This window comes from Enterobacteriaceae bacterium ESL0689 (genome assembly GCA_029433525.1).
Taxonomy (GTDB): Bacteria; Pseudomonadota; Gammaproteobacteria; order Enterobacterales; family Enterobacteriaceae; genus JAQTIF01.
Genome location: JAQTIF010000001.1, coordinates 278997 through 303078 on the forward strand (window position 1 = coordinate 278997; position 24082 = coordinate 303078).

The following is a 24082-nucleotide window of genomic DNA, read 5'->3' on the forward strand; positions in this document are numbered from 1 at the left end:
GAAAAAACGTCAGCAATCATGAAGGTCAATGGGTGACCGCCAGGCCAAGAAATAACACCATGCCAACGTAATTATTATTTAAAAAAGCTTTAAAGCAATCATCACGTTGGCGATGATAAATCAGTCTTTGTTGCCAGCAAAATAGCCCGGCCACAATTAACAACGATGCATAATATGGCCAACGCAGTCCATATAACCCGCCAACCGCTGACATTAGCACCAGCACGCCAGCCTGAAAAATGCCAATGATCAGGCGGTCATGTTCGGCAAACAGAATCGCCGTCGATTTAATTCCAATTTTGATATCGTCATCTCTGTCAACCATCGCATATTGGGTATCATAAACCACGGCCCAGCAAATATTAGCGAAAAACAGTAACCAGCAACTGAGCGGTAAAGATTCACTTACCGCAGAAAAGGCCATTGGAATGGACCAGCCAAAAGCCGCGCCCAGCACCACCTGAGGCAGGTATGTGTAGCGCTTCATAAACGGGTAAATCCAGGCGAGTAGCAGCGCCACCACCGATAACAAAATGGTCATCGTGTTTAACGTCAGCACTAACAGAAATGAAAACAGCACCAGTACGATAAATAATACTCTGGCCTCCTGGCCGCTGATCTCCCCGTTGGGTAACGGGCGGTGGGCGGTACGTTTCACGTGGATGTCAAATTTACGGTCGGCATAATCATTAATCACGCAACCGGCAGCACGCATTAGCCAGACACCTGCAATAAAAACAATCAGGATCGACAATGGCGGAACGCCCGGCGTCGCCAGCCACAGCGCCCATAGCGTCGGCCATAGCAGCAATAACGCACCAATCGGTTTATCCGTGCGCATCAGGCGATGAAATGCTAACAGCTTATTCTGCGTTAGACTCCACTCCATTTTCTCTTCCTCTTAATACAATGGCGATACAGGCAGAAAAAGCACCCTCAAGATACAAGCGCCGCTCCTGCGGGCATAACAGGAAAAATAATACTGCACATAAATGGTATCAGCGCAGGATGTAATATGGGCGATGTTCCTGTGTATAGTCTGCAAATATTGTATCTCAGAATAAGCGATTCATCGCGGGCAAATCATAACGGTGTCATGGCGCTATGGTGCAAACGCGCTATAGAAAAAGTGATGCGCTTTGGCAAGCCGGAGTTTGTGGCGTTTCCGGGGTGAAATACTCGCTAACCGGTAGGTGGCATAACAAGAAGGCTAAAAGGCTGATATTCAGAGCCTGGCCCGTAGATTCAGGATCTGACACCTCATTCGCGATTATTGCTGTTAACTGACGAATGAGGCATCAGAAGGCGCTCAATTCACGGCACCGAAATCAGCCTTGATACTCTCACTCAGTCACGCCAGGCTTTGTAACGATTAATCAGACCATTCGTGGAGCTGTCATGACTGTTTACCCTATTAGCGCCTGCTAATTCCGGCAGGATACGATTAGCTAGTTGTTTACCCAGTTCCACTCCCCACTGATCAAAGGTGAAAATGTTCAGGATCGCTCCCTGGGTGAAAATTTTATGCTCATACAAGGCAATCAACGCCCCGAGGCTATATGGTGTGATTTCACGTAGCAGAATCGAGTTAGTCGGACGATTTCCTTTAAAGACCTTGAAGGGAATGACATTCTCAAGGGTTGCTGGATCTTTCCCCTGGTCACGATACTCCTGCTCAACAACATCCCGCGATTTACCAAATGCCAGCGCTTCCGTTTGGGCAAAAAAGTTGGATAACAGTTTCTGGTGATGATCGGTGAGTGGATTATGGGTTATCGCCGGGGCGATAAAATCACAAGGCACCAATTTCGTTCCCTGATGAATCAATTGATAAAATGCATGCTGGCCATTCGTCCCCGGCTCACCCCAGATAACCGGTCCCGTTTGATAATCAACAAGATGACCATTACGGTCAACATACTTACCGTTAGACTCCATATTGCCCTGCTGAAAGTAAGCAGCGAAGCGGTGCATATATTGATCATAAGGAAGAATCGCTTCGGTTTCAGTACCGAAAAAGTTGTTATACCAGATACCGATCAAGGCCAGTATCACTGGTAGATTTTTTTCTGCTGGCGTGGTAGCAAAATGCTTATCCATCGCGTGTGCGCCGGATAACAGTTCGACAAAATTATCGAAACCCACCGAAAGAACAATCGACAGGCCAATCGCCGACCATAATGAATAGCGTCCGCCGACCCAATCCCAGAATTCAAACATATTGCCGGTATCGATACCAAACTCACCGACCGCTTTTGCGTTGGTGGAGAGGGCAGCAAAATGTTTCGCTATGTGCTTTTCATCACCCGCATGGCGCAGTAACCAGTCACGTGCACTATGTGCGTTGGTCATGGTTTCCTGTGTTGTAAAAGTCTTCGATGCCACCAGGAACAGGGTTGTTTCCGGGTTTACACTCTTCAGCACTTCGGCGATATGAGTACCATCGACATTAGAGACAAAATGCATTGTCAGATGGTTTTTATAGGGTCGCAGCGCTTCAGTGACCATCAATGGACCGAGATCGGAACCGCCAATACCAATATTGACGACATCGGTTATCGCTTTACCGGTATAGCCTCGCCAGTGACCAGAGATAATGGCGTCAGAGAATGTTCTCATCTTCTCAAGCACAGCATTCACTTCCGGCATCACATCTTTGCCATCAACTAAGATGGGGGTATTGCTACGATTACGCAGGGCGACATGGAGTACTGCGCGATCTTCTGTACGGTTAATTTTTTCACCGGCAAACATCTCGCTAATGGCTCCCGCCAGGTCGGTCTCTCTGGCTAATTGTTGCAATTTAGCCAGCGTCTCTTCAGTGATGCGATTTTTAGAAAAATCCACCAGCATCAGATCATCAAATGTTGCGGAGAATTGAGAGAAACGATCAGGCTCTTTCGCGAATAATTCACTGATCGTGACATCTTTCATTTCAGCAAAATGCTGTTGTAACGCCTTCCACGCCTGGGTCTGTGTCGGATTGATATTTTTCATGAACAATACCTGTCTGTATTAATAATGATAACTAAAGACAATTGTATCCCTGGCGATAAAAAATTGTGATGCTTTTTACGCTATCCCGATCATATTGTTTTCCCGTGCGACTCATTGACAAGCGGAAAAATAATGGACATAAGGCTTTTTTCTGTAAACCTGGCAGCGATGAAAAATCCGTATAATTCGATGATTGACAACCAGACTGCTAACCCTTTATTTATAAAAGGACTAGCTGCACAATGCAGGCCAGAAGAGACACGTTATCCCGATAACGTGGCGTATAAGAGCCTGGCTCACCAGGCGTTATTGGCGCAGCCAGTCTGGACACGGACAGCGCGGAGAAACCGCAGCGTACAGGTCGTACCTGAGGATTTCGAGCACTACCCAGGGCCAAAATGGCAAGTAAAATAGCCTGGTGGGCCAGGCTCTAAGGCGTCACACTTCGGTGATAACATCTGACAGGGCGCAACACCGAAGTAATAGCATGGCGGGTCATGTTCTTCATCAACTTGCAGGATTGGCCTCGCTGAATTATCACCAGAAAAACGTTCTCAGTCAGGCATGTTTCCAGAAGTTGCCGTCGCGCTTTCCTGCACGGTATTCACACTGGTCTCACTTTCTATTTGTGCTATGACTGAATAATCTGACCTGGCTTATTAAGACATTTTTATGCTGACCTGTATCCTTCCCAGGTGATTTTATGGCGGAATGGTTTTAATAAGTCAGGTCGCTGATACGAGGTTGTTATGACAGATTTAGTGGTCGCCAAATTTGGCGGCACCAGCGTTGCTGATTTTGATGCGATGAGCCGTAGCATTGACGTTGTACAACTTGATAAAAGTACGCGCGTTGTCGTACTGTCCGCCTCTGCGGGCGTGACAAATCTTCTGGTCGCGCTGGCGGAAGGACTGGAGACAATAGAGCGGCTCGCAAAGCTCGAGTCGCTACGCCAGATCCAATACAATATTCTCAAACACCTCCGCAATCCTGATATGATCCGCAAAGAGATCGATCGTCTGCTGGAAAATATTACCACCCTTGCAGAAGCCGCAACCCTGGCCAGTTCGACAGCATTAACCGATGAGCTGGTCAGCCACGGTGAGCTGATGTCCAGCCTGCTGTTTGTCGAAATACTTCACCAGCGTGGTATCACGGCACAATGGTTTGATGTGCGTAAAATTATGCGCACCAATGATCATTTTGGCCGGGCAGAACCTGATATTACTGCACTGACTGAACTGACACAGCAACAGCTGATTCCACGCATTAAAGATAGCCTGGTGATCACCCAGGGATTTATTGGTAGTGAAGAGAAAGGCAGAACGACAACCCTGGGTCGTGGCGGGAGTGATTATACGGCGGCATTGTTAGGTGAAGTGCTCAATGCCAGTCGGGTCGATATCTGGACGGATGTTCCTGGCATTTACACGACAGACCCACGTATCACGCCAGCGGCAAAACGTATTGATGCCATTACTTTTGCCGAAGCCGCAGAAATGGCAACTTTTGGGGCAAAAATCCTGCATCCCGCCACGTTACTCCCGGCGATACGCAGCGATATTCCGGTTTTCGTTGGTTCCAGCAAGGCACCTGAGGCTGGCGGGACATTAGTGTGCAATAAAACGGAAAATCCGCCATTATTTCGGGCGCTGGCACTCCGCCGTCGGCAGACATTACTGACGTTGCACAGTCTGAATATGTTGCACTCTCGTGGTTTTCTGGCAGAAATCTTCAGTATCCTGGCGCGCCATAATATTTCGGTCGATCTGATCACCACGTCTGAAGTCAATATTGCACTAACGCTGGATACCACCGGTTCGACTTCATCCACGGATGTTTTGCTGACGCCAGCACTGCTGGCAGAACTTTCCACGCTGTGCCGCGTGGAAGTCGAACAGGACCTGGCACTGATTGCCTTGATCGGTAATGACTTATCACGTGCCTGTGGTGTCGGTAAAGAGATATTTAGCGTTCTGGAGCCCTTTAATATCCGGATGATTTGCTATGGTGCATCCAGCCATAATCTCTGTTTCCTGGTGCCGGGGGCGGATGCCGAACAGGTGGTGCAGAATTTGCATCAGAATCTGTTTGAATAACGCTTCTGCCTTGTATCCTGCCCGCTGACTGGGCTCAGCCAGCGGGCAGGATACGGCGCCTCCGGTGAAGGATATCAGTCGGCCGCCAGAAAAGAGAAAGCCCTGAAAACAGGATCGTTCGGTGCTTTCTCTGCTGTTTTCCGTCCATCTCATCACCGGCTTTTGATGTTAAACCGAACCTCTCAGCGTCCAAATTTATGTCCCTGTCCGGATAATTTTTCCTCTCCGCGACAGGGATAACGCATTGTCTCAGGCGGGATCATATCCCAGATTCGGTGCCAGCCAGCGTTCCGCTTCTGCCAGGGTCATATTTTTACGACGAGCGTAATCTTCCACCTGATCACGCTGAATCTGCGCCACCGCATAGTATTTACTGTCCGGATGACTGAAATACCAGCCAGATACTGACGCCCCTGGCCACATAGCGAATGATTCGGTTATTTTCATTCCCGTATGAGCTTCAACTTGCAGTAATTGCCAGATAGTGGCCTTTTCTGTGTGATCCGGGCAGGCCGGATAACCAGGTGCGGGACGGATACCCTGATAGTTTTCGCGGATCAGATCCCCATTACTGAGGTTTTCATTGGCGGCATATCCCCAGTAGACTTTCCGCACACGCTCATGGAGATATTCAGCAAACGCTTCTGCCAGACGATCGGCCAGTGCTTTCACCATGATTTTATTGTAGTCATCATGCTCTGTCTCATAAGCCTGTGCCAGCATATCCTCTTCCAGGCCACCGGTTACGGCAAAAGCGCCCAGATAATCGGCTTTTCCAGTCAACTTTGGCGCAATAAAGTCAGCCAGGCAATAGTTAGTCGATCCAGTTTTCTCAGTCTGCTGGCGTAAATGGTGACTGATGGCTAACACCTGAGTGCGGGTTTCATCATGATAAATTTCAATATCATCCCCTACCCGATTCGCCGGAAATAATCCCACAACACCACGCGGATTGAGCTTTTTTCCTGCGCTTAGTTTATCCAGCATCTGATTCGCATCTTTAAATAACCGGCGTGCTTCTTCACCGACAATATCATCTTCGAGAATTTGAGGATACTTTCCGGCCAGTGACCAGGTCATAAAGAAAGGTGTCCAGTCGATATAGTGGCGCAGCGTTTCAATGCTCGCGGTTACCGCCTGCACACCAGGATAATGGGGAATCGGCGGCGTGTAATTTTGCCAGTCAAATGCCAGATCGTTATCGCGCGCTACCGCCAGTGTCACGGGAGATGTTCGTGGTTTCTTACGCGCATACTGGGCACGTACAATGTCATATTCTTTATGAATGCGCGCGATAAAATCATCGCGTTGTGTTTCTGAAAGCAATGCCGCGACGACCCCTACAGTACGCGAGGCGTTCTGTACGTATACCGTCGGGCCACGGTAGTTCTGCTCAATCTTTACGGCTGTATGAGCTTTAGAGGTTGTCGCGCCCCCGATCAATAACGGGATTGTAAAGCCCTGGCGATCCATCTCTTTCGCGACATTAACCATTTCATCCAGCGACGGGGTAATCAATCCGGAAAGGCCAATCAGGTCAGCGTTGACTTCACGTGCCGTTTTGAGGATCACCTCGGCCGGCACCATGACACCAAGATCGATGACTTCATAATTATTACATTGCAATACGACACTAACGATATTTTTGCCGATATCATGAACATCACCTTTCACCGTAGCGATGACCATTTTGCCATTACTGGCCCCTTTATCTTTACTGGCCTCAATAAAAGGCTCCAGATACGCCACCGCTTGCTTCATCACACGGGCAGATTTTACCACCTGCGGCAGAAACATTTTTCCTTCGCCAAACAGATCCCCGACCACATTCATACCGTCCATCAGGGGCCCTTCGATCACTTCTATCGGACGTGCTACCTGCTGGCGTGCCTCTTCAGTGTCCTGGGCAATAAATTCACTAATGCCTTTTACCAGTGCATATTCCAGACGTTTATTTACCGCCCAGCTACGCCATTCCGCCTGCTGAACGTGGGTATCCTCATCCGTTTTACTGCTACGATATTTCTCCGCCAGAACCAGTAAGCGTTCAGTGCTATCATCACGACGATTGAGGATCACATCTTCTACTGCATTGCGTAATTCGGCAGAGAGATCATCATAAATCGCTAGTTGTCCAGCATTCACGATCCCCATATCCATGCCATTACGAATTGCGTGATAAAGAAACACAGCATGAATCGCTTCACGCACTGCATCATTGCCACGAAATGAAAAAGAGACGTTAGAGACGCCACCAGAAATTAACGCATGCGGCAATTCACGTTTAATGTCTTTACAGGCAGCGATAAAATCCAGCGCGTAATTATTATGTTCGGCAATCCCCGTAGCAACAGCAAAAATATTGGGATCGAAAATAATATCTTCCGCCGGGAAGCCGACTTCCTGCGTCAGGATCCTGTATGCCCGTCGGCAAATATCCACTTTACGTTCGCGGGTATCGGCCTGTCCCTGCTCATCAAAAGCCATGACGACTATTGCCGCACCATAACGACGTACTTTTTTCGCATGTTCAATAAAAGCCGGGATACCTTCTTTCATCGAGATAGAGTTGACGATCCCTTTCCCCTGGATACACTTCAGACCCCTTTCAATCACACTCCATTTCGAGGAGTCAATCATTATCGGCACCCGGGCAATATCTGGCTCAGCAGCAATCAGATTAAGGAAACGTACCATCGCAGATTCGGCATCCAGCATCCCCTCATCCATATTGATATCAATAATTTGGGCACCATTTTCCACCTGCTGGCAAGCCACATCTAATGCTTCATCATATTTCTCTTCTTTGATCAGACGTCTGAATTTAGCGGAGCCTGTAACATTAGTACGTTCTCCGACGTTAACAAACAGGCTGTCAGCACCAATATTCAGCGGCTCAAGCCCTGCCAGACGGCAGGCAGCTGGAATTTCGGGCAATTTTCGTGGTGCCAGCCCTTCGACAGCCTGGCTGATAGCAGCAATATGTTCCGGTGTCGTGCCGCAACAACCGCCGACAATATTCAAAAAACCCGACTCTGCCCATTCGCGCATCTGCTTCGCCATCGTTTCAGCATCCAGATCATATTCGCCAAACGCGTTAGGCAACCCCGCGTTTGGATGAACGCTGACATAACATTCCGCAACCCGCGAGAGCTCCTGCACATGCTGGCGTAACTGTTCTGGTCCGAGGGCGCAATTCAGGCCAAAAGTCAGCGCATCGGCGTGGCGTAATGAATTATAAAATGCTTCCGTTGTCTGGCCGGAAAGCGTGCGCCCGGAAGCATCGGTGATCGTACCGGAGATCATAATCGGCAGCGTAATGCCTGATTGCGCAAACACCTCTTTTACGGCATAGATGGCGGCTTTAGCATTCAGTGTGTCGAACACCGTTTCAATCATAATCAGATCGACGCCCCCCTCCACTAACGCCTGGGTAGATTCACAGTAGGCCGTCACCAGTTGATCAAAAGTAATATTGCGAAACGATGAATCACTGACTTTGGGGGAAATAGAGGCTGTACGGTTAGTCGGGCCAAGAATACCTGCGACATAGCGCGGTTTTTCCGGGGTTCGAGATGTCCATTCATCGGCACAGGCCCGCGCCAGTCTGGCGGCAGTCAGATTGATTTCAGTCACCAGAGATTGCATCTGGTAATCTGCCATTGCAATCGCCGTTGAGTTAAACGTATTAGTCTCAATAATATCAGCGCCTGCGGCAAAGTAAGCATCATGGATAGCAGTGATAGCTTGTGGTTGAGTAAGTACCAGCAAGTCATTATTACCTTTTAAATCACAAGGCCAGGCCGCAAAACGTTCACCACGAAAATCTTCTTCACTGAAACGACAACGCTGGATCATGGTTCCCATGGCACCATCCAGTATCAGGATACGTTTATTTAACTGTGTGCGTAGCTGATCAACTTTATTATTCACATTGGCTCCCGACAGCGTTCAATTAAACAGGTAAAGTGCAATAAAGCATCATGGCATAACCCTGAAAAGGGAAAAAGAGAATAAAAGCCATGTTCACGTTGAAAGATGGACAACCTGCGGACAGAAGTTGCGTCAGCAGCGACAAGGGGTGTCTGTCATCATTAATCCAGCGTGGGATTCATATTCCGTAAATCGTAGGGGGTAATCTGATAAACATAGTAGTTAAGCCAGTTTGTAAACAATAAATTACCATGACTACGCCAGGTGGCATGGGGTTTATTTTGTGGATTATTGAGCGGGAAATAATTATGTGGGATCGCCGGACATAAACCTGCGGCGGTATCACGAAAAAATTCGCCTGCTAGTGTGTTAGCGTCATATTCCGGGTGACCGGTGACAAATACCATTCGTTTGTCCTTGCTGGCAAATAAATAAGCATCACCCTCTTCCGTCGTTGCCAGAATGTCTAAATCAGTCTCGTCACCAATTAACGTTGCCGAAAAATCAGCATAACGAGAGTGTGGCGCGAGGAAAAAATCATCAAAACCGCGAGTCAGCAAGGCATGTGGATGCAAAATATGATGGTTATAAACACCCGATAGCTTTTCAGTACGGGTTTGTTTAGGAATACCATACAGGATATTGAGTGCTGCCTGTACTGCCCAGCAAATGAAAAGGGTTGAGGTGACATGACCTTTCGCCCACATTAACACCTGTTGGATCTGTGGCCAGTAAGCCACATGATTAAACTCGACCAGACCCAGCGGTGCTCCCGTTACAATCAATCCGTCAAAATTTTTGTCATAAATATCTTCGAAGCTACAGTAAAAATTATTCAGATGTTCCATGGGGGTATGACGGGATTCGCGGACATCGATACGCAGGAGCTGAATATCAACCTGTAATGATGAGTTCGACAACAAACGTAAAAGCTGATTTTCCGTCTCAATCTTATTTGGCATCAGATTAAGGATCAGTACTTTTAATGGCCGAATTTCCTGCGTTGTTGCCCGAGTGGTCGTCATGACAAAAACATTTTCATTACGTAAAAAATTAACGGCTGGTAGTTCATCAGGCACCCGAATCGGCATAACCAATCACTCCACAATATACGTATAAACGTTTAGACATCCAGATAGCCAAAGATACTTAGAAACCGGTAAAATGTCGAGTCTGCAAATGGAAAGTGAAAAAATTTCAGCTTCAGAAAGGAAATGATTCACAAGAGATAAGTAACAAAAAAGCAAAAGGCCCAGTCATTCAACTGGGCCTTTTGCTCTGTTTTAAAGTCTGACAGCTCCCTGCTCTCGCATGGGGAGTCCCCACACTACCATCGGCGCTTCGGCGTTTCACTTCTGAGTTCGGCATGGGGTCAGGTGGGACCACCGCGCTATCACCGTCAGACTAATTCTTTTAATATTCTTTACTATAAACACTGGTGCTGATACCCAGAGTTGAACTGGGGACCTCACCCTTACCAAGGGTGCGCTCTACCAACTGAGCCATATCAGCACATTAAATTTTAAAGCCTGGCAGCTCCCTGCTCTCGCATGGGGAGTCCCCACACTACCATCGGCGCTTCGGCGTTTCACTTCTGAGTTCGGCATGGGGTCAGGTGGGACCACCGCGCTGTCACCGCCAGGCTGATTCTTTCTAATCCTTCCTCGCTCTTCTTCCGGACCTCGCTGAAAATCTTTCTCTCTCTCTCCGCTCCACGCTTCCGATAAAACACCTTCGGCGTTGTAAGGTTAAGCCTCACGGGTCATTAGTATCAGTCAGCTCAACGTGTCACCACGCTTACACACCTGACCTATCAACGTCGTCGTCTTCAACGTCCCTTCAGGATATTTTCATATCAGGGATAACTCATCTCAGGGCAAGTTTCGGGCTTAGATGCTTTCAGCACTTATCTCTTCCGCATTTAGCTACCGGGCTGTGCCATTGGCATGACAACCCGTACACCAGTGATGCGTCCACTCCGGTCCTCTCGTACTGGGAGCAGCCCCCCTCAGTTATCCAGCGCCCACGGCAGATAGGGACCGAACTGTCTCACGACGTTCTAAACCCAGCTCGCGTACCACTTTAAATGGCGAACAGCCATACCCTTGCAAAACCCGCTTCAGCCCCAGGATGTGATGAGCCGACATCGAGGTGCCAAACACCGCCGTCGATATGAACTCTTGGGCGGTATCAGCCTGTTATCCCCGGAGTACCTTTTATCCGTTGAGCGATGGCCTTCCATTCAGAACCACCGGATCACTATGACCTGCTTTCGCACCTGCTCGCACCGTCACGCTCGCAGTCAGGCCAGCTTCTGCCATTGCACTATCCTCCTGATGTCCGACCAGGATTAGCTGACCTTCGTGCTCCTCCGTTACTCTTTGGGAGGAGACCGCCCCAGTCAAACTACCCGCCAGACACTGTCCGCAACCCCGCTCAGGTTTCCGCGTTAGAACATCAAACATTAAAGGGCGGTATTTCAACAGCGGCTCCATGCAGACTGGCGTCCACACTTCTTCGCCTCCCGCCTATCCTGCACATCAAGGCTCAAGGTTCAGTGTCAAGCTGTAGTAAAGGTTCACGGGGTCTTTCCGTCTTGCCGCGGGTACACTGCATCTTCACAGCGAGTTCAATTTCACTGAGTCCCGGGTGGAGACAGCCTGGCCATCATTACGCCATTCGTGCAGGTCGGAACTTACCCGACAAGGAATTTCGCTACCTTAGGACCGTTATAGTTACGGCCGCCGTTTACCGGGGCTTCAGTCAGCTGCTTCTCCTTTCAGATTACAGCATCATTTAACCTTCCGGCACCGGGCAGGCGTCACACCGTATACTTCCACTTGCGTGTTTGCACAGTGCTGTGTTTTTAATAAACAGTTGCAGCCAGCTGGTCTCTGCGACTGACCTCAGCTCCACGCGTTAAGCGCTTCACCTTGCGTCAGCGTGCCTTCTCCCGAAGTTACGGCACCATTTTGCCTAGTTCCTTCACCCGGGTTCTCTCAAGCGCCTTGGTATGCTCTACCTGACCACCTGTGTCGGTTTCGGGTACGATTTCATGTTACCTGTCGCTTAGAGGCTTTTCCTGGAAGCAGGGCTTCTGTTACTTCGGCACCTCAGTGCCTCGTCATCACGCCTCAGTGTTATAGTGTTCCGGATTTGCCTGAAACACCCACCTGCACGCTTAAACCGGGACTTCCGTCACCCGGATAACATAGCCTTCTCCGTCCCCCCTTCGCAGTAACATAAAGTACGGGAATATTAACCCGTTTCCCATCAGCTACGCCTTTCGGCCTCACCTTAGGGGTCGACTCACCCTGCCCCGATTAACGTTGGACAGGAACCCTTGGTCTTCCGGCGTGCGGGTTTTTCACCCGCATTATCGTTACTTATGTCAGCATTCGCACTTCTGATACCTCCAGCATGCCTCTCAGCACACCTTCTTCAGCTTACAGAACGCTCCCCTACCCAGCAGCTTGCGCCGCTGCCGCAGCTTCGGTGCATGGTTTAGCCCCGTTACATCTTCCGCGCAGGCCGACTCGACCAGTGAGCTATTACGCTTTCTTTTAATGATGGCTGCTTCTAAGCCAACATCCTGGCTGTCTAAGCCTTCCCACTTCGTTTCCCACTTAACCATGACTTCGGGACCTTAGCTGGCGGTCTGGGTTGTTTCCCTCTCCACGACGAACGTTAGCACCCGCCGTGTGTCTCCCGTGGTATCATTCTCCGGTATTCGCAGTTTGCATCGGGTTGGTAAGTCGGGATGACCCCCTTGCCGAAACAGTGCTCTACCCCCGGAGATGAACCCACGAGGCGCTACCTAAATAGCTTTCGGGGAGAACCAGCTATCTCCCGGTTTGATTGGCCTTTCACCCCCAGCCACAGGTCATCCGCTGATTTTTCAACATCAGTCGGTTCGGTCCTCCAGTTAGTGTTACCCAACCTTCAACCTGCCCATGGCTAGATCACCGGGTTTCGGGTCTGTACCCTGCAACTAGTCGCCCAGTTAAGACTCGGTTTCCCTGCGGCTCCCCTATTCGGTTAACCTCGCTACAGAATACAAGTCGCTGACCCATTATACAAAAGGTACGCAGTCACCCCACCACTAAGCCCCCTCTGCTTCTTTTGGCGGCTGGGCGTCGCTCACGCTCCGCCTGCCCTGCCTTACAGCAAAGGATGCCTCGTGGAATCTCACCACTGGCTTAGTGGTGGGGCTTCCACTGCTTGTACGTACACGGTTTCAGGTTCTCTTTCACTCCCCTCGCCGGGGTTCTTTTCGCCTTTCCCTCACGGTACTGGTTCACTATCGGTCAGTCAGGAGTATTTAGCCTTGGAGGATGAATCCCCCTTCTTCAGACAGGATTTCTCGTGTCCCGCCTTACTCTTCGAGTCCACAGCATGCGCGCTTTCGTGTACGGGGCTGTCACCCTCTTTTGCCGGACTTTCCAGACCGTTCCACTAACACCCATGCTGATTATGACTCCGGGCTCCTCCCCTTTCGCTCGCCGCTACTCGGGGAATCTCGGTTGATTTCTTTTCCTCGGGGTACTGAGATGTTTCAGTTCCCCGGTTCGCCTCGTTAACCTATGAATTCAGTTAACGATGATGTGATTACTCACACCGGGTTTCCCCATTCGGACATCGCCGGGTCACAGGCCCATATCACCTCGCCGGCGCTTTTCGCAGATTTGCACGTCCTTCATCGCCTCTGACTGCCAGGGCATCCACCGTGTACGCTTAGTCACTTAACCTCACAACCCGAAGATGTCTCTTCCGGTCGCTTCGCTTTGAGAGACCCGGACACACTTCTTCGTGTGTCCTCTTTCAATTTTCAGCTTGATCCAGTTTGTTAAAGAGCAATATATTTCACAAATGACCTCCCGGCCATCTCTGAAATACAATCCGGCTGTGCCTTTCACCCACAACCCGCAAGTGGCGTCCCCTGGGGGATTCGAACCCCCGTTACCGCCGTGAAAGGGCGATGTCCTGGGCCTCTAGACGAAGGGGACTCTCTGTCTCGTTCGCAAGACGCCTTGCTCAATCTCTCGTCAGACAATCTGTGTGAACACTTCAGAAATCCAGAACCCTCAGTTTAAGGAGGTGATCCAACCGCAGGTTCCCCTACGGTTACCTTGTTACGACTTCACCCCAGTCATGAATCACAAAGTGGCAGGCGCCCCCCTTTCGGTTAAACTACCTGCTTCTTTTGCAACCCACTCCCATGGTGTGACGGGCGGTGTGTACAAGGCCCGGGAACGTATTCACCGTGGCATTCTGATCCACGATTACTAGCGATTCCGTCTTCGTGGAGTCGGGTTGCAGACTCCAGTCCGGACTACGACGCACTTTATGAGTTCCGCTCACCCTCGCAGGCTCGCCTCCCTTTGTATGCGCCATTGTAGCACGTGTGTAGCCCTGGTCGTAAGGGCCATGATGACTTGACGTCATCCCCACCTTCCTCCAGCTTTTCACTGGCAGTCTCCCCTGAGTTCCCGGCCAAACCGTTGGCAACAGAGGATAAGGGTTGCGCTCGTTGCGGGACTTAACCCAACATTTCACAACACGAGCTGACGACAGCCATGCAGCACCTGTCTCACAGCTCCCGAAGGCACCCCTCCATCTCTGGAAGGTTCTGTGGATGTCAAGACCAGGTAAGGTTCTTCGCGTTGCATCGAATTAAACCACATGCTCCACCGCTTGTGCGGGCCCCCGTCAATTCATTTGAGTTTTAACCTTGCGGCCGTACTCCCCAGGCGGTCGATTTATCGCGTTTGCTTCGAAAGCCACTCCTCAACGGGAACAACCTCCAAATCGACATCGTTTACAGCGTGGACTACCAGGGTATCTAATCCTGTTTGCTCCCCACGCTTTCGCACCTCAGCGTCAGTCTTCGTCCAGGGGGCCGCCTTCGCCACCGGTATTCCTCCAGATCTCTACGCATTTCACCGCTACACCTGGAATTCCACCCCCCTCTACGAGACTCCAGCCTGTCAGTTTCAAATGCTGTTCCCGGGTTAAGCCCGGGGATTTCACATCTGACTTAACACACCGCCTGCGTGCCCTTTACGCCCAGTTATTCCGATTAACGCTCGCACCCTCCGTATTACCGCGGCTGCTGGCACGGAGTTTGCCGGTGCTTCTTCTGCGGATAACGTCAAAATGAAAGTGTATTAAACTTCCATCCTTCCTCACCGCTGAAAGTACTTTACAACCCGAAGGCCTTCTTCATACACGCGGCATGGCTGCATCAGGGTTTCCCCCATTGTGCAATATTCCCCACTGCTGCCTCCCGCAGGAGTCTGGACCGTGTCTCAGTTCCAGTGTGGCTGGTCATCCTCTCAGACCAGCTAGGGATCGTCGCCCAGGTGAGCCATTACCTCACCTGCAAGCTAATCCCGTCTGGGCACATCCGGTGGCGTGAGGCCATAAGGTCCCCCACTTTGGTCTTCCGACATTATGCGGTATTAGCTACCGTTTCCAGTAGTTATCCCCCTCCACCAGGCAGTTTCCCAGACTTTACTCACCCGTCCGCCACTCGTCAGCAAAGCAGCAAGCTGCTTCCTGTTACCGTTCGACTTGCATGTGTTAGGCCTGCCGCCAGCGTTCAATCTGAGCCATGATCAAACTCTTCAATTCAGGTCTGATCGCTCGTGAATTAAACTTCGTAAATGAATTACGTGTTCACTCAGAGACTTTTTAAATTTGCTTGACCGTCACCGACGGTCAGGCTCTGTCTTCCTGAGTGCCCACACAGATTGTCTGACTGATTGTTAAAGAGCAGTGCTTCAATGAAGCGGGCGCATATAATACTCTCATGCACTTCAGAGTCAAGTACTTTTTTAGTATTTTCCTCTTTCCTGTCCGGCCAGCACTGCGAACTGTTTCACATATGCCGGGTCAGTGGCTGCGTATTATAGGGAGCTCACGGCTATCTGCAATAGAAATATTGTAGAAAATTAACCATCTGCTGCATTCCACAGCAATAAAACACCTTATACCTCGTTATACACAGATTTATCCACAAACGGACAGAAAAGATAAAAATTTACGAGCGTCACGCAAACGTTTTCGTTACAATTTGGCGCTATCACATAGCGCTATCGGGTGAACGGCGAACATCGAATAACCTGTTCAGCTAACCCTTTTGATAGCTAAATACGATTCAATTTCCGGGGAAATTCATCTTATGCAGCAATATCGTCCCATCCGCCGTGCTCTGCTCAGTGTTTCTGACAAAACCGGTATTATCGAATTTGCTCAGGCACTGTCTGCGCGTGGTGTTGAGTTACTCTCTACCGGAGGCACGGCTCATCTGCTGGCAGAACAAGGGTTATCTGTCACCGAGGTTTCTGACTATACCGGTTTCCCTGAGATAATGAATGGCCGTGTTAAAACCCTGCATCCCAAAGTACATGGCGGTATTCTTGCTCGTCGTGGTCTGGACGATGATCTTATGACGCAACATGCTATCGCCCCTATTGATCTGGTCGTTGTTAATCTCTATCCGTTCGCACAAACCATTACTCATGATGACTGCTCTCTGGAGGAGGCAATAGAAAATATTGATATCGGCGGTCCAACGATGATACGTGCGGCGGCGAAAAATCATAAAGATGTGACCATTATCGTTGCCAGTAGCGATTATAATACTGTTATTAATGAAATGGATGCCAATAAAGGATCGTTAACCCCCGCAACACGTTTTAATCTCGCCATTAAGGCTTTCGAGCATACGGCCTCTTATGATGGCATGATTGCTAATTATTTTGGTGGTCTGGTTCCCCCCTATCACGGTGATATCCAACAAGCCTCAGGCCGCTTTCCACGAACGCTACACCTGAATTTCATTAAAAAGCAGGATATGCGCTATGGCGAAAATAGCCATCAACAGGCCGCCTTTTATACCGAAGAAAATGTTAAAGAGGCCTCTGTCGCCACTGCGCAACAATTACAAGGCAAAGCACTGTCTTTTAATAATATTGCGGATACTGATACGGCATTAGAGTGTGTGAAAACATTTAGCGAACCGGCTTGTGTTATCGTAAAACATGCAAATCCCTGCGGAGTGGCTGTCAGTCATTCACTGATTGATGCTTATGATCGGGCGTGGAAAACGGATCCAACTTCTGCCTTCGGCGGTATCATTGCTTTTAACCGCGAACTGGATGCGACAACTGCACAATCTATTCTTTCCCGACAATTTGTCGAGGTCATTATTGCCCCAGCGGTCAATCAGGAAGCATTGAACATTATTTCCGCTAAACAGAACATCCGTTTGCTGATCTGCGGTAACTGCACACACGCTGAACCAGGACTGGATTTCAAACGTGTTAATGGCGGCCTGTTAGTTCAGGATCGTGATTTGAGAATGGTCACGGTAGATGAAATACATGTCGTCACTCAACGCCAGCCGACAACACAAGAGCTGCATGATGCACTCTTCTGCTGGAAAGTGGCAAAATTTGTCAAATCTAACGCCATTGTTTACGCGAAAGATAACATGACTATCGGTATTGGCGCAGGTCAGATGAGTCGCGTTTACTCTGCTAAAATTGCCGGCCTGAAAGCTAACGATGAGGGGCTGGAGGTGAAAGGTTCAGTAATGGCATCCGATGCTTTCTTTCCATTCCGCGATGGCATTGATGCGGCAGCCGCAGCAGGCGTGAGCTGTGTGATCCAGCCGGGGGGATCGATTCGTGATGAAGAGGTCATTGCCGCCGCTGATGAGCATGATATGGCGATGATCTTCACCGGCATACGCCATTTTCGCCATTAATTCACGGAGAAATCTATGAAAGTATTAGTGATCGGCAGTGGTGGCCGTGAGCATGCCCTGGGATGGAAAGTCGCACAATCTCCCGGAGTCGATACGGTCTATGTCGCGCCAGGTAATGCCGGTACCGCGCTGGAACCTGGTTTGCAAAATGTTGCTATTGATATTACTGATATTCCCGCCTTACTCAATTTTGCCCAAAACCAAGAGATAGATCTGACGATTGTCGGGCCGGAAATTCCGCTGGTCATGGGAATTGTCGATACATTTCGCGCAGCAGGGCTAAAAATTTTTGGCCCGACCCAACAAGCAGCGCAACTGGAAGGCTCTAAAGCGTTTAGTAAAGATTTTCTTGCACGGCACCATATCCCAACTGCTGATTATCAATATTTTACCCAAATTGAACCGGCACTGGCCTGGCTACGAGAGAAAGGCACCCCTATCGTTATCAAAGCAGATGGCCTTGCCGCCGGTAAAGGCGTTATCGTCGCAATGACGCCTGAAGAAGCGGAAAGCGCGGTGAAAGATATGCTAGCAGGCAATATTTTTGGTCATGCCGGTCACCGCATTATTATTGAGGAATTTCTCGATGGTGAAGAAGCCAGCTTTATTGTTATGGTCGATGGTGAACATGTCCTGCCAATGGCCACCAGCCAGGATCATAAACGCGCAGGCGATGGTGATACCGGGCTAAATACGGGGGGAATGGGGGCCTGTTCCCCTGCACCAGTAGTGAGCGATGAGATTTACCAACGGATCATGAGTCGTATCATCTGGCCAACCGTCAGAGGTATGGCAGCAGAAGGCAATATCTATACCGGTTTTCTCTATGCGGGTCTGATGATCGATAAGCAAGGCAATCCGAAGGTCATTGAGTTCAATTGCCGTTTCGGTGATCCAGAGACACAGCCTGTTATGCTGCGCCTGAAATCCGACATCGTGGAATTGTGTCTGGCTGCCTGCAATGGAAAACTGGATGAGAAAACCGCCGTATGGGATGATCGTGCCGCACTGGGTGTGGTCATGGCGGCAGGCGGCTACCCAGGTCACTATCATACCAGCGATGAAATCTTTGGTCTGCCAGGCCAGCAACTCACGGATGGAAAAGTATTTCATGCCGGAACCCAGCTGACGGAGGATCAACGTATCGTCACCCACGGCGGACGCGTGCTCTGTGTGACAGCACTGGGAGATACTGTTTCCCAGGCACAACAACGTGCTTATCAGATCGTCGGAGGCATTCACTGGAAAAATTGTTTCAGCCGTAGCGATATTGGCTGGCGCGCGATTGCCCATGAACAGCAACAGGAATAGCTGGCTTTCACTTCAGCAAAAATCACGATTCAGAAAGTTTTTTCCTGTGGCTGTCTGGCACAAAAGTCGCTATTGTCGACCATCAGAAGCTGTACACCGTCTGATGATTCCAGCCATGCCACACTTATCGCTTGTGCAGCGCGATGCTGACGGCTCGCGATATAGGCCAGCGTATCATCATCAAAAGCCGGGCTTACCGTCTGACCTTCACAAGTCGTGATCGTCTGATGAGTACGCCAGTATCCCTGATGCAGCGTAACACGCCCCTGATACAATGCATCACTGGTCTGACGAATATGGGTGGCACGATAACGATACAGTGCTACTTGATCGTCAGAAAGAGGGAATTTCTGTCCATCAATTTCACGCTGCATAAAACTCAATTCTCCTCGCTCATCAAAATGAACCCGGATATGTTCCGCTGGTTTGCCAGAGGTATTGAGTTCGATAAATGTAAGTCGGGTGCCCTGCCAGCGGTATTCACTGGTTGATGTCTCGCCGTTATTCCATGCATCTGAGATGGCAAGAAGGTGAACTTCATTCTGGTTGTCTTTACGCCAGATACGCACAGCACCCTGGTCGTCTGCATAACCACTGGCCGTGAAGGATGGCAGTACATTATGCTGGCTGCATCCTGCCAGAACGGATATGACAGCAGCCGATGTCAACATATAACGACCCGCAGACAAAAGGAGCCCCAGGGCTCCTTCGTAAAAACCATATATTGCCATGCCGTGTTATTTAACTGCGTCTTTCAGGGATTTACCTGAAACAAACGCCGGTACATTAGCGGCAGCAATTTTGATTTCTTTACCTGTTTGTGGGTTACGCCCTGTACGCTCAGCACGGTGGTTCACTTTGAAAGTGCCAAATCCTACCAGTTGTACAGCGTCGCCCTCTTTCAGAGACTCAGTAATTGCAGCCAGCGTCGATTCCAGGGCAGCTTTTGCCTGTGTTTTTGGCAGGTCAGCTTTGGCCGCAATTACATCAATGAGTTGAGTCTTATTCATAAGTTATCCTTACAATGTGTTTATCGCTTGCTAAATACCGAGTGCGACCAAAATGCCGAACAAGGCACTCTCCAGCATATGTGCATCGATAGCAACTTTTACTTCGTGCTTTCCAAATGTAGACCAGACAAGGGGAGAAATGGAAGCTTTCCGACACCACAATTCAGATGATAAATCATATTTCTACTCCTATTGCTGAAAAATCACACCAATATTGCTTTCTCCAATCTCCCTGAGGTCAGTTCGCAGCCCTTTGATCAGATCAATATCGCGCGTTTCACAAGCAGCAAGCAGGCGAAAAATCTCCCACTGGATATCCCATTCCCGCTCAACGGCCAGGTTTTCTTTGAGCTCGGCATCCGTCATTTCACGTCCTGCACGTGTCATTTCCAGCATCGCGACCGTATTAACGGAACTTTTACTCACCGCAATGGCATGATCAAGCATTTCACCACTGAGACGGGAATGAACCAATTCACTCAATGCAATACAGGCATCAATGGCTGGATAGACACCGTATAAATCATAGTCGTCAGCCACCGGAATAGCCTGCTCCAGTTTTTCTAACTGACTGTCAAAATTCACTCTAGCCTCTTTGACTGTCAATATTTCCCAAACCAAATCAAGAATACGGCGATACAGGTGACTATCGGCAAATTCAGTTTGCTGGCAGAAGAGCGCGTAATTGGGGTACATACGTTCACACAGACAGGCCATAAAAGTCACATGTTGCCAGTCTGTCAGCTTCTCCAGACGCAGATGAATTGGGTTTTGTAACATAATAAGTCCCGTGGATTGAGAAATTGTGTGCAAGTGTACCTGAATCAGTTGTGATTTGCCTGCCAGCGCACGAATGCCGGGCGCTGCGAAGCAACCGCATCAGCCCAGCGCGTTGGCTCTGGCAAACGATAACCTTTGATACAGTGTTGTACCCAGAGTAATGCACTGTTGAGTGACACGCGATGTCCCGTACTAATAAATAACGGATTACAACGCGCTTTACTGCGCCAGACCCAGGCCAGCTGTTCGTTTTTATCCATCAGCGGTGCCAGTGCCCCTGATTCATCTGTGGAAAAGGTGAATTTCCCGCATAACCGTTTTTTTGCCACACCAATCGTTGGCACATCCACTAACAGGCCAAAATGGCTCGCCACCCCCAGCCTGCGTGGATGTGAAATACCATGACCATCGACAAAGAGTATATCGGGTTTCTGCGTCAGTTGTTGCCACGCGGCCAGTAATGCTGGCGTTTCACGAAATGATAGAAAGCCAGGAATATAAGGCATAACAACAGGAACACGCGCAATCTGATATTCGACTAACTCCAGTGATGGATAGGCGAGCAGCACTATTGCCGCTCGCGCGATGGTATTTTGTTGTTCAAAACCGACATCGGCACCACCAATCATCGCCGGGGGATCGCAATCCAGCTGGTCCTGATGAATAACGGATGCGGCCAGCTTGCGCTGCTGGTCACTGAGTGATGCCAGATCCATAAGCCATCCTTAACGATGATATTGTGCCGATATTCGATGTACTGCTTCGACAAAAGTACCGGCTCGTTGTGGTTCTACATCCTGGTGAATGCCATGACCAAGATTAAAGACATGGCCTTCACCATGACCGAAATCCGCCAGAATCGTCGCGACTTCTTCTTCTATGCGGGTGGCGGGTGCATAGAGTATAGCGGGGTCCATATTGCCCTGTAGTGCTACTTTATGACCGACACGACGGCGCGCATCGGCAATATCCGTCGTCCAGTCAAGGCCCAGTGCATCGCACCCTGTTTCTGCCATTGCTTCCAGCCATTGCCCACCCCCTTTAGTAAATAAAGTGACTGGCACCCGACGACCTTCCTGTTCACGTAATAAACCATCAATAATTTTATGCATATAATTGAGGGAGAACTGCCGATAATCACGATGGGTCAGAACACCGCCCCAGGTGTCGAATATCATCACTGATTGCGCCCCGGCTTTAATCTGGGCATTAAGATACAGCGTGATACTTTGCGCCAGTTTATCGAGCAGCGTATGTAATACCTGCGGCTCTGCATACATCATTTTTTTAATAGTAGTAAACACTTTACTGCTTCCGCCCTCCACCATATAAGTGGCCAGCGTCCACGGGCTACCGGAGAAACCAATCAGCGGAACCTCGCCGTTGAGTTCCCGGCGAATGAGCCGTACGGCATCCATAACGTAAGCAAGTTCATCTTCTGGATCCGGGATCGGCAACTTATCGACATCCGTTTTACAGGTGATGGGCGAAGCAAAACGCGGTCCTTCTCCGGCTTCAAAATAGAGCCCCAGTCCCATTGCATCAGGAATTGTCAGGATATCTGAAAAAAGGATCGCGGCATCCAGCGCATAGCGACGTAATGGTTGTAGTGTCACTTCACAGGCCAGAGCAGCGTTTTTACACAATGACATAAAGTCACCGGCTTGCTGGCGTGTTGCTTTGTATTCTGGCAGATAACGGCCAGCCTGGCGCATCATCCATACTGGCGTCATATCAACGGGCTGGCGCAGTAGTGCGCGCAGATAACGGTCATTCTTTAATTCGATCATTTTACAGTTCCTGTATGCGTCAGCTCACCAGTGTATCATGTCATTCATACTCAGCCCGACACATTGCCACAGTATCTTCTATCAGACGACGCGCCACCGTACCCACGGGCGGAAGTAAGGGGAGATTGTCGTAGCGATACCACCCGGCTTCAAGGAGCTCTTTTTTATCAATAATAATTTCGCCACTCTCATATTCCGCGATAAACGCCGCCATCAGCGACTGGGGAAAGGGCCAGGGTTGGGAAGTGACATAATGGATATTTTTCACCTGGAGCTGACTCTCTTCCATCACTTCACGGATCACCGCCTGTTCCAGGGTCTCACCGACTTCGACAAAACCCGCTAATGCGGTATGTATGCCGTTACGATGGCGGGTGTGCTGTGCCAGTAAAATAGAATCTTCCCGACGAATTGCCACAATAATACAAGGGGCAATTTGTGGATAGTAACGCTCATGACAGTGATCACACTGCATCGCCCATTCATTCTTACCTGAACGCATCGGGTGACCACAACTGCCACAATATTTATGTGAGCGATAAAATCCGGACAGCTGAACACCGCGTCCTGCCAGTTGAAACAGTCCAGGCGCTTGATCCAGTAACTGACGTAAGGACACCATATTATGCTGGCGGTCCTGGTCAATCATCCATACAGCTTCACCCTGCCATTCGCCAATATGTAAAGCATGCCGACCAGTGAGATTAAAACTCACCGCTTCACCATAGGGTAATTTTCCATCGGGTAACCATAGCTGCTGACCATCAGTCACAACCCACCATCCACGGTCCATTTTTTCAACAATATGATACATATCTATTGCATATCATCTTTTTTGATGACATATTTAACATTAGTTTTACATTTATGTGACGGAATCAACTATGTTAAAGCAGCTGGAATATCGGGTATTGCATTCTGGAGACAAATATAAAGTTGTTGATGAGTGGCTACATGTGCGTAAGCATTTACTCGTGGCTTACTACGGATTAGTTGGTCTGAAACCAGGAAAAAGTTCCTATATACGACTTAACGAAAAGGCATTGCATAACTTTTGCCAAAGTCTGGTTGACTACCTCTCCTCCGGACATTTTCATATTTATGAACTTATTCTCCAGGAAATGGAAGGCAATATCCCATTTTTAGTCATCAACCAGCTCTATCCGCAACTGGAAACCAATACCCAGAAGCTCATGGATGACTACGATTCATGTCTCATAAATGTTATTGATGATGATAACTATATGCGATTTCAGCAAGTGTTATCTGATATTGGCGAAGCACTGGAGGCACGATTCGTGCTCGAAGACAGACTGATAGCTCAGGCCGTATCACACAGACGAAGCCGTATCATTCACTATCCTGCTGTATCAATATTCTGACTGGCTA

15 protein-coding genes, 2 tRNA genes and 4 rRNA genes are annotated in these 24082 nt (G+C 49.3%); 5 read left to right on the forward strand and 16 right to left on the reverse strand.

Annotated elements, in window-relative coordinates; translation table 11 throughout:
* Window positions 1-25: 25 nt before the first annotated feature.
* The gene (ubiA, locus tag PT300_01415) at window positions 26-889 is read right to left on the reverse strand and encodes a 4-hydroxybenzoate octaprenyltransferase (protein MDF7679349.1); all 864 of its coding nucleotides are present in this window, start codon (window positions 887-889) and stop codon (window positions 26-28) included.
* 126 nt (window positions 890-1015) lie between these two features.
* Between ubiA and PT300_01420 the strand changes: the two genes are divergently transcribed.
* Window positions 1016-1174 (forward strand): hypothetical protein, encoded by a 159-nt coding sequence (locus tag PT300_01420; GenBank protein MDF7679350.1) that lies wholly within the window; start codon window positions 1016-1018, stop codon window positions 1172-1174.
* A 173-nt stretch (window positions 1175-1347) separates the two neighbouring features.
* Here PT300_01420 and pgi read toward each other — a convergent pair whose 3' ends face one another.
* Entirely contained in the window at window positions 1348-2997 is a 1650-nt protein-coding gene (pgi, locus tag PT300_01425) for a glucose-6-phosphate isomerase (protein ID MDF7679351.1), read from the reverse strand.
* Window positions 2998-3746: 749 nt separating this feature from the next.
* On the opposite strand from pgi, the gene lysC reads away from it, so the two are divergent.
* A complete protein-coding gene (lysC, locus tag PT300_01430) occupies window positions 3747-5096 on the forward strand; it encodes a lysine-sensitive aspartokinase 3 (GenBank protein MDF7679352.1) in 1350 nt (449 codons plus the stop codon).
* Window positions 5097-5345: 249 nt separating this feature from the next.
* Here the strand turns inward: lysC and metH are convergent, their stop codons facing one another.
* The 8 genes from metH to PT300_01470 form a co-directional block, all read right to left on the reverse strand.
* Window positions 5346-9029: a methionine synthase gene (gene metH / locus PT300_01435; protein MDF7679353.1), complete on the reverse strand. Its 3684-nt coding sequence runs from the start codon at window positions 9027-9029 to the stop codon at window positions 5346-5348.
* A gap of 161 nt (window positions 9030-9190) precedes the next feature.
* A complete protein-coding gene (gene metA / locus PT300_01440) occupies window positions 9191-10120 on the reverse strand; it encodes a homoserine O-succinyltransferase (GenBank protein ID MDF7679354.1) in 930 nt (309 codons plus the stop codon).
* A gap of 197 nt (window positions 10121-10317) precedes the next feature.
* Window positions 10318-10433: ribosomal RNA gene (rrf, locus tag PT300_01445) — 5S ribosomal RNA — on the reverse strand.
* A gap of 32 nt (window positions 10434-10465) precedes the next feature.
* Window positions 10466-10541, reverse strand: a tRNA-Thr gene (locus PT300_01450).
* 15 nt (window positions 10542-10556) lie between these two features.
* Window positions 10557-10672: ribosomal RNA gene (gene rrf, locus PT300_01455) — 5S ribosomal RNA — on the reverse strand.
* A gap of 101 nt (window positions 10673-10773) precedes the next feature.
* Window positions 10774-13777 (reverse strand): 23S ribosomal RNA (locus tag PT300_01460).
* A gap of 182 nt (window positions 13778-13959) precedes the next feature.
* A tRNA-Glu gene (locus tag PT300_01465) sits at window positions 13960-14035 on the reverse strand.
* An 84-nt stretch (window positions 14036-14119) separates the two neighbouring features.
* Window positions 14120-15662: ribosomal RNA gene (locus tag PT300_01470) — 16S ribosomal RNA — on the reverse strand.
* The 16S, 23S and 5S rRNA genes sit together here with 2 tRNA genes alongside, the layout of an rRNA operon.
* A 550-nt stretch (window positions 15663-16212) precedes the next feature.
* On the opposite strand from PT300_01470, the gene purH reads away from it, so the two are divergent.
* Entirely contained in the window at window positions 16213-17802 is a 1590-nt protein-coding gene (purH, locus tag PT300_01475; GenBank protein MDF7679355.1) for a bifunctional phosphoribosylaminoimidazolecarboxamide formyltransferase/IMP cyclohydrolase, read from the forward strand.
* Between the two features lie 15 nt (window positions 17803-17817).
* Entirely contained in the window at window positions 17818-19113 is a 1296-nt protein-coding gene (gene purD, locus PT300_01480) for a phosphoribosylamine--glycine ligase (GenBank protein ID MDF7679356.1), read from the forward strand.
* Between the two features lie 29 nt (window positions 19114-19142).
* On the opposite strand, the gene PT300_01485 is transcribed toward purD, so the two are convergent.
* The 6 genes from PT300_01485 to nudC form a co-directional block, all read right to left on the reverse strand.
* Window positions 19143-19838, reverse strand: coding sequence for a DUF1481 domain-containing protein (locus PT300_01485; protein MDF7679357.1), 696 nt, complete (start codon window positions 19836-19838; stop codon window positions 19143-19145).
* A 12-nt stretch (window positions 19839-19850) separates the two neighbouring features.
* A complete protein-coding gene (gene hupA / locus PT300_01490; GenBank protein ID MDF7679358.1) occupies window positions 19851-20123 on the reverse strand; it encodes a DNA-binding protein HU-alpha in 273 nt (90 codons plus the stop codon).
* A gap of 189 nt (window positions 20124-20312) precedes the next feature.
* Window positions 20313-20903 (reverse strand): YjaG family protein, encoded by a 591-nt coding sequence (locus tag PT300_01495; protein MDF7679359.1) that lies wholly within the window; start codon window positions 20901-20903, stop codon window positions 20313-20315.
* A 44-nt stretch (window positions 20904-20947) separates the two neighbouring features.
* Window positions 20948-21619 carry a deoxyribonuclease V gene (gene nfi / locus PT300_01500; protein ID MDF7679360.1) on the reverse strand — a complete coding sequence of 224 codons (672 nt, stop codon included), beginning with the start codon at window positions 21617-21619 and terminating at the stop codon, window positions 20948-20950.
* Window positions 21620-21628: 9 nt separating this feature from the next.
* Complete coding sequence (gene hemE, locus PT300_01505) at window positions 21629-22693, reverse strand: uroporphyrinogen decarboxylase (GenBank protein MDF7679361.1); 1065 nt, start codon at window positions 22691-22693, stop codon at window positions 21629-21631.
* A gap of 40 nt (window positions 22694-22733) precedes the next feature.
* Window positions 22734-23507: an NAD(+) diphosphatase gene (gene nudC, locus PT300_01510; protein MDF7679362.1), complete on the reverse strand. Its 774-nt coding sequence runs from the start codon at window positions 23505-23507 to the stop codon at window positions 22734-22736.
* Window positions 23508-23577: 70 nt separating this feature from the next.
* On the opposite strand from nudC, the gene rsd reads away from it, so the two are divergent.
* Window positions 23578-24075 (forward strand): sigma D regulator, encoded by a 498-nt coding sequence (rsd, locus tag PT300_01515; GenBank protein ID MDF7679363.1) that lies wholly within the window; start codon window positions 23578-23580, stop codon window positions 24073-24075.
* The last annotated feature ends 7 nt before the right edge of the window (window positions 24076-24082 follow it).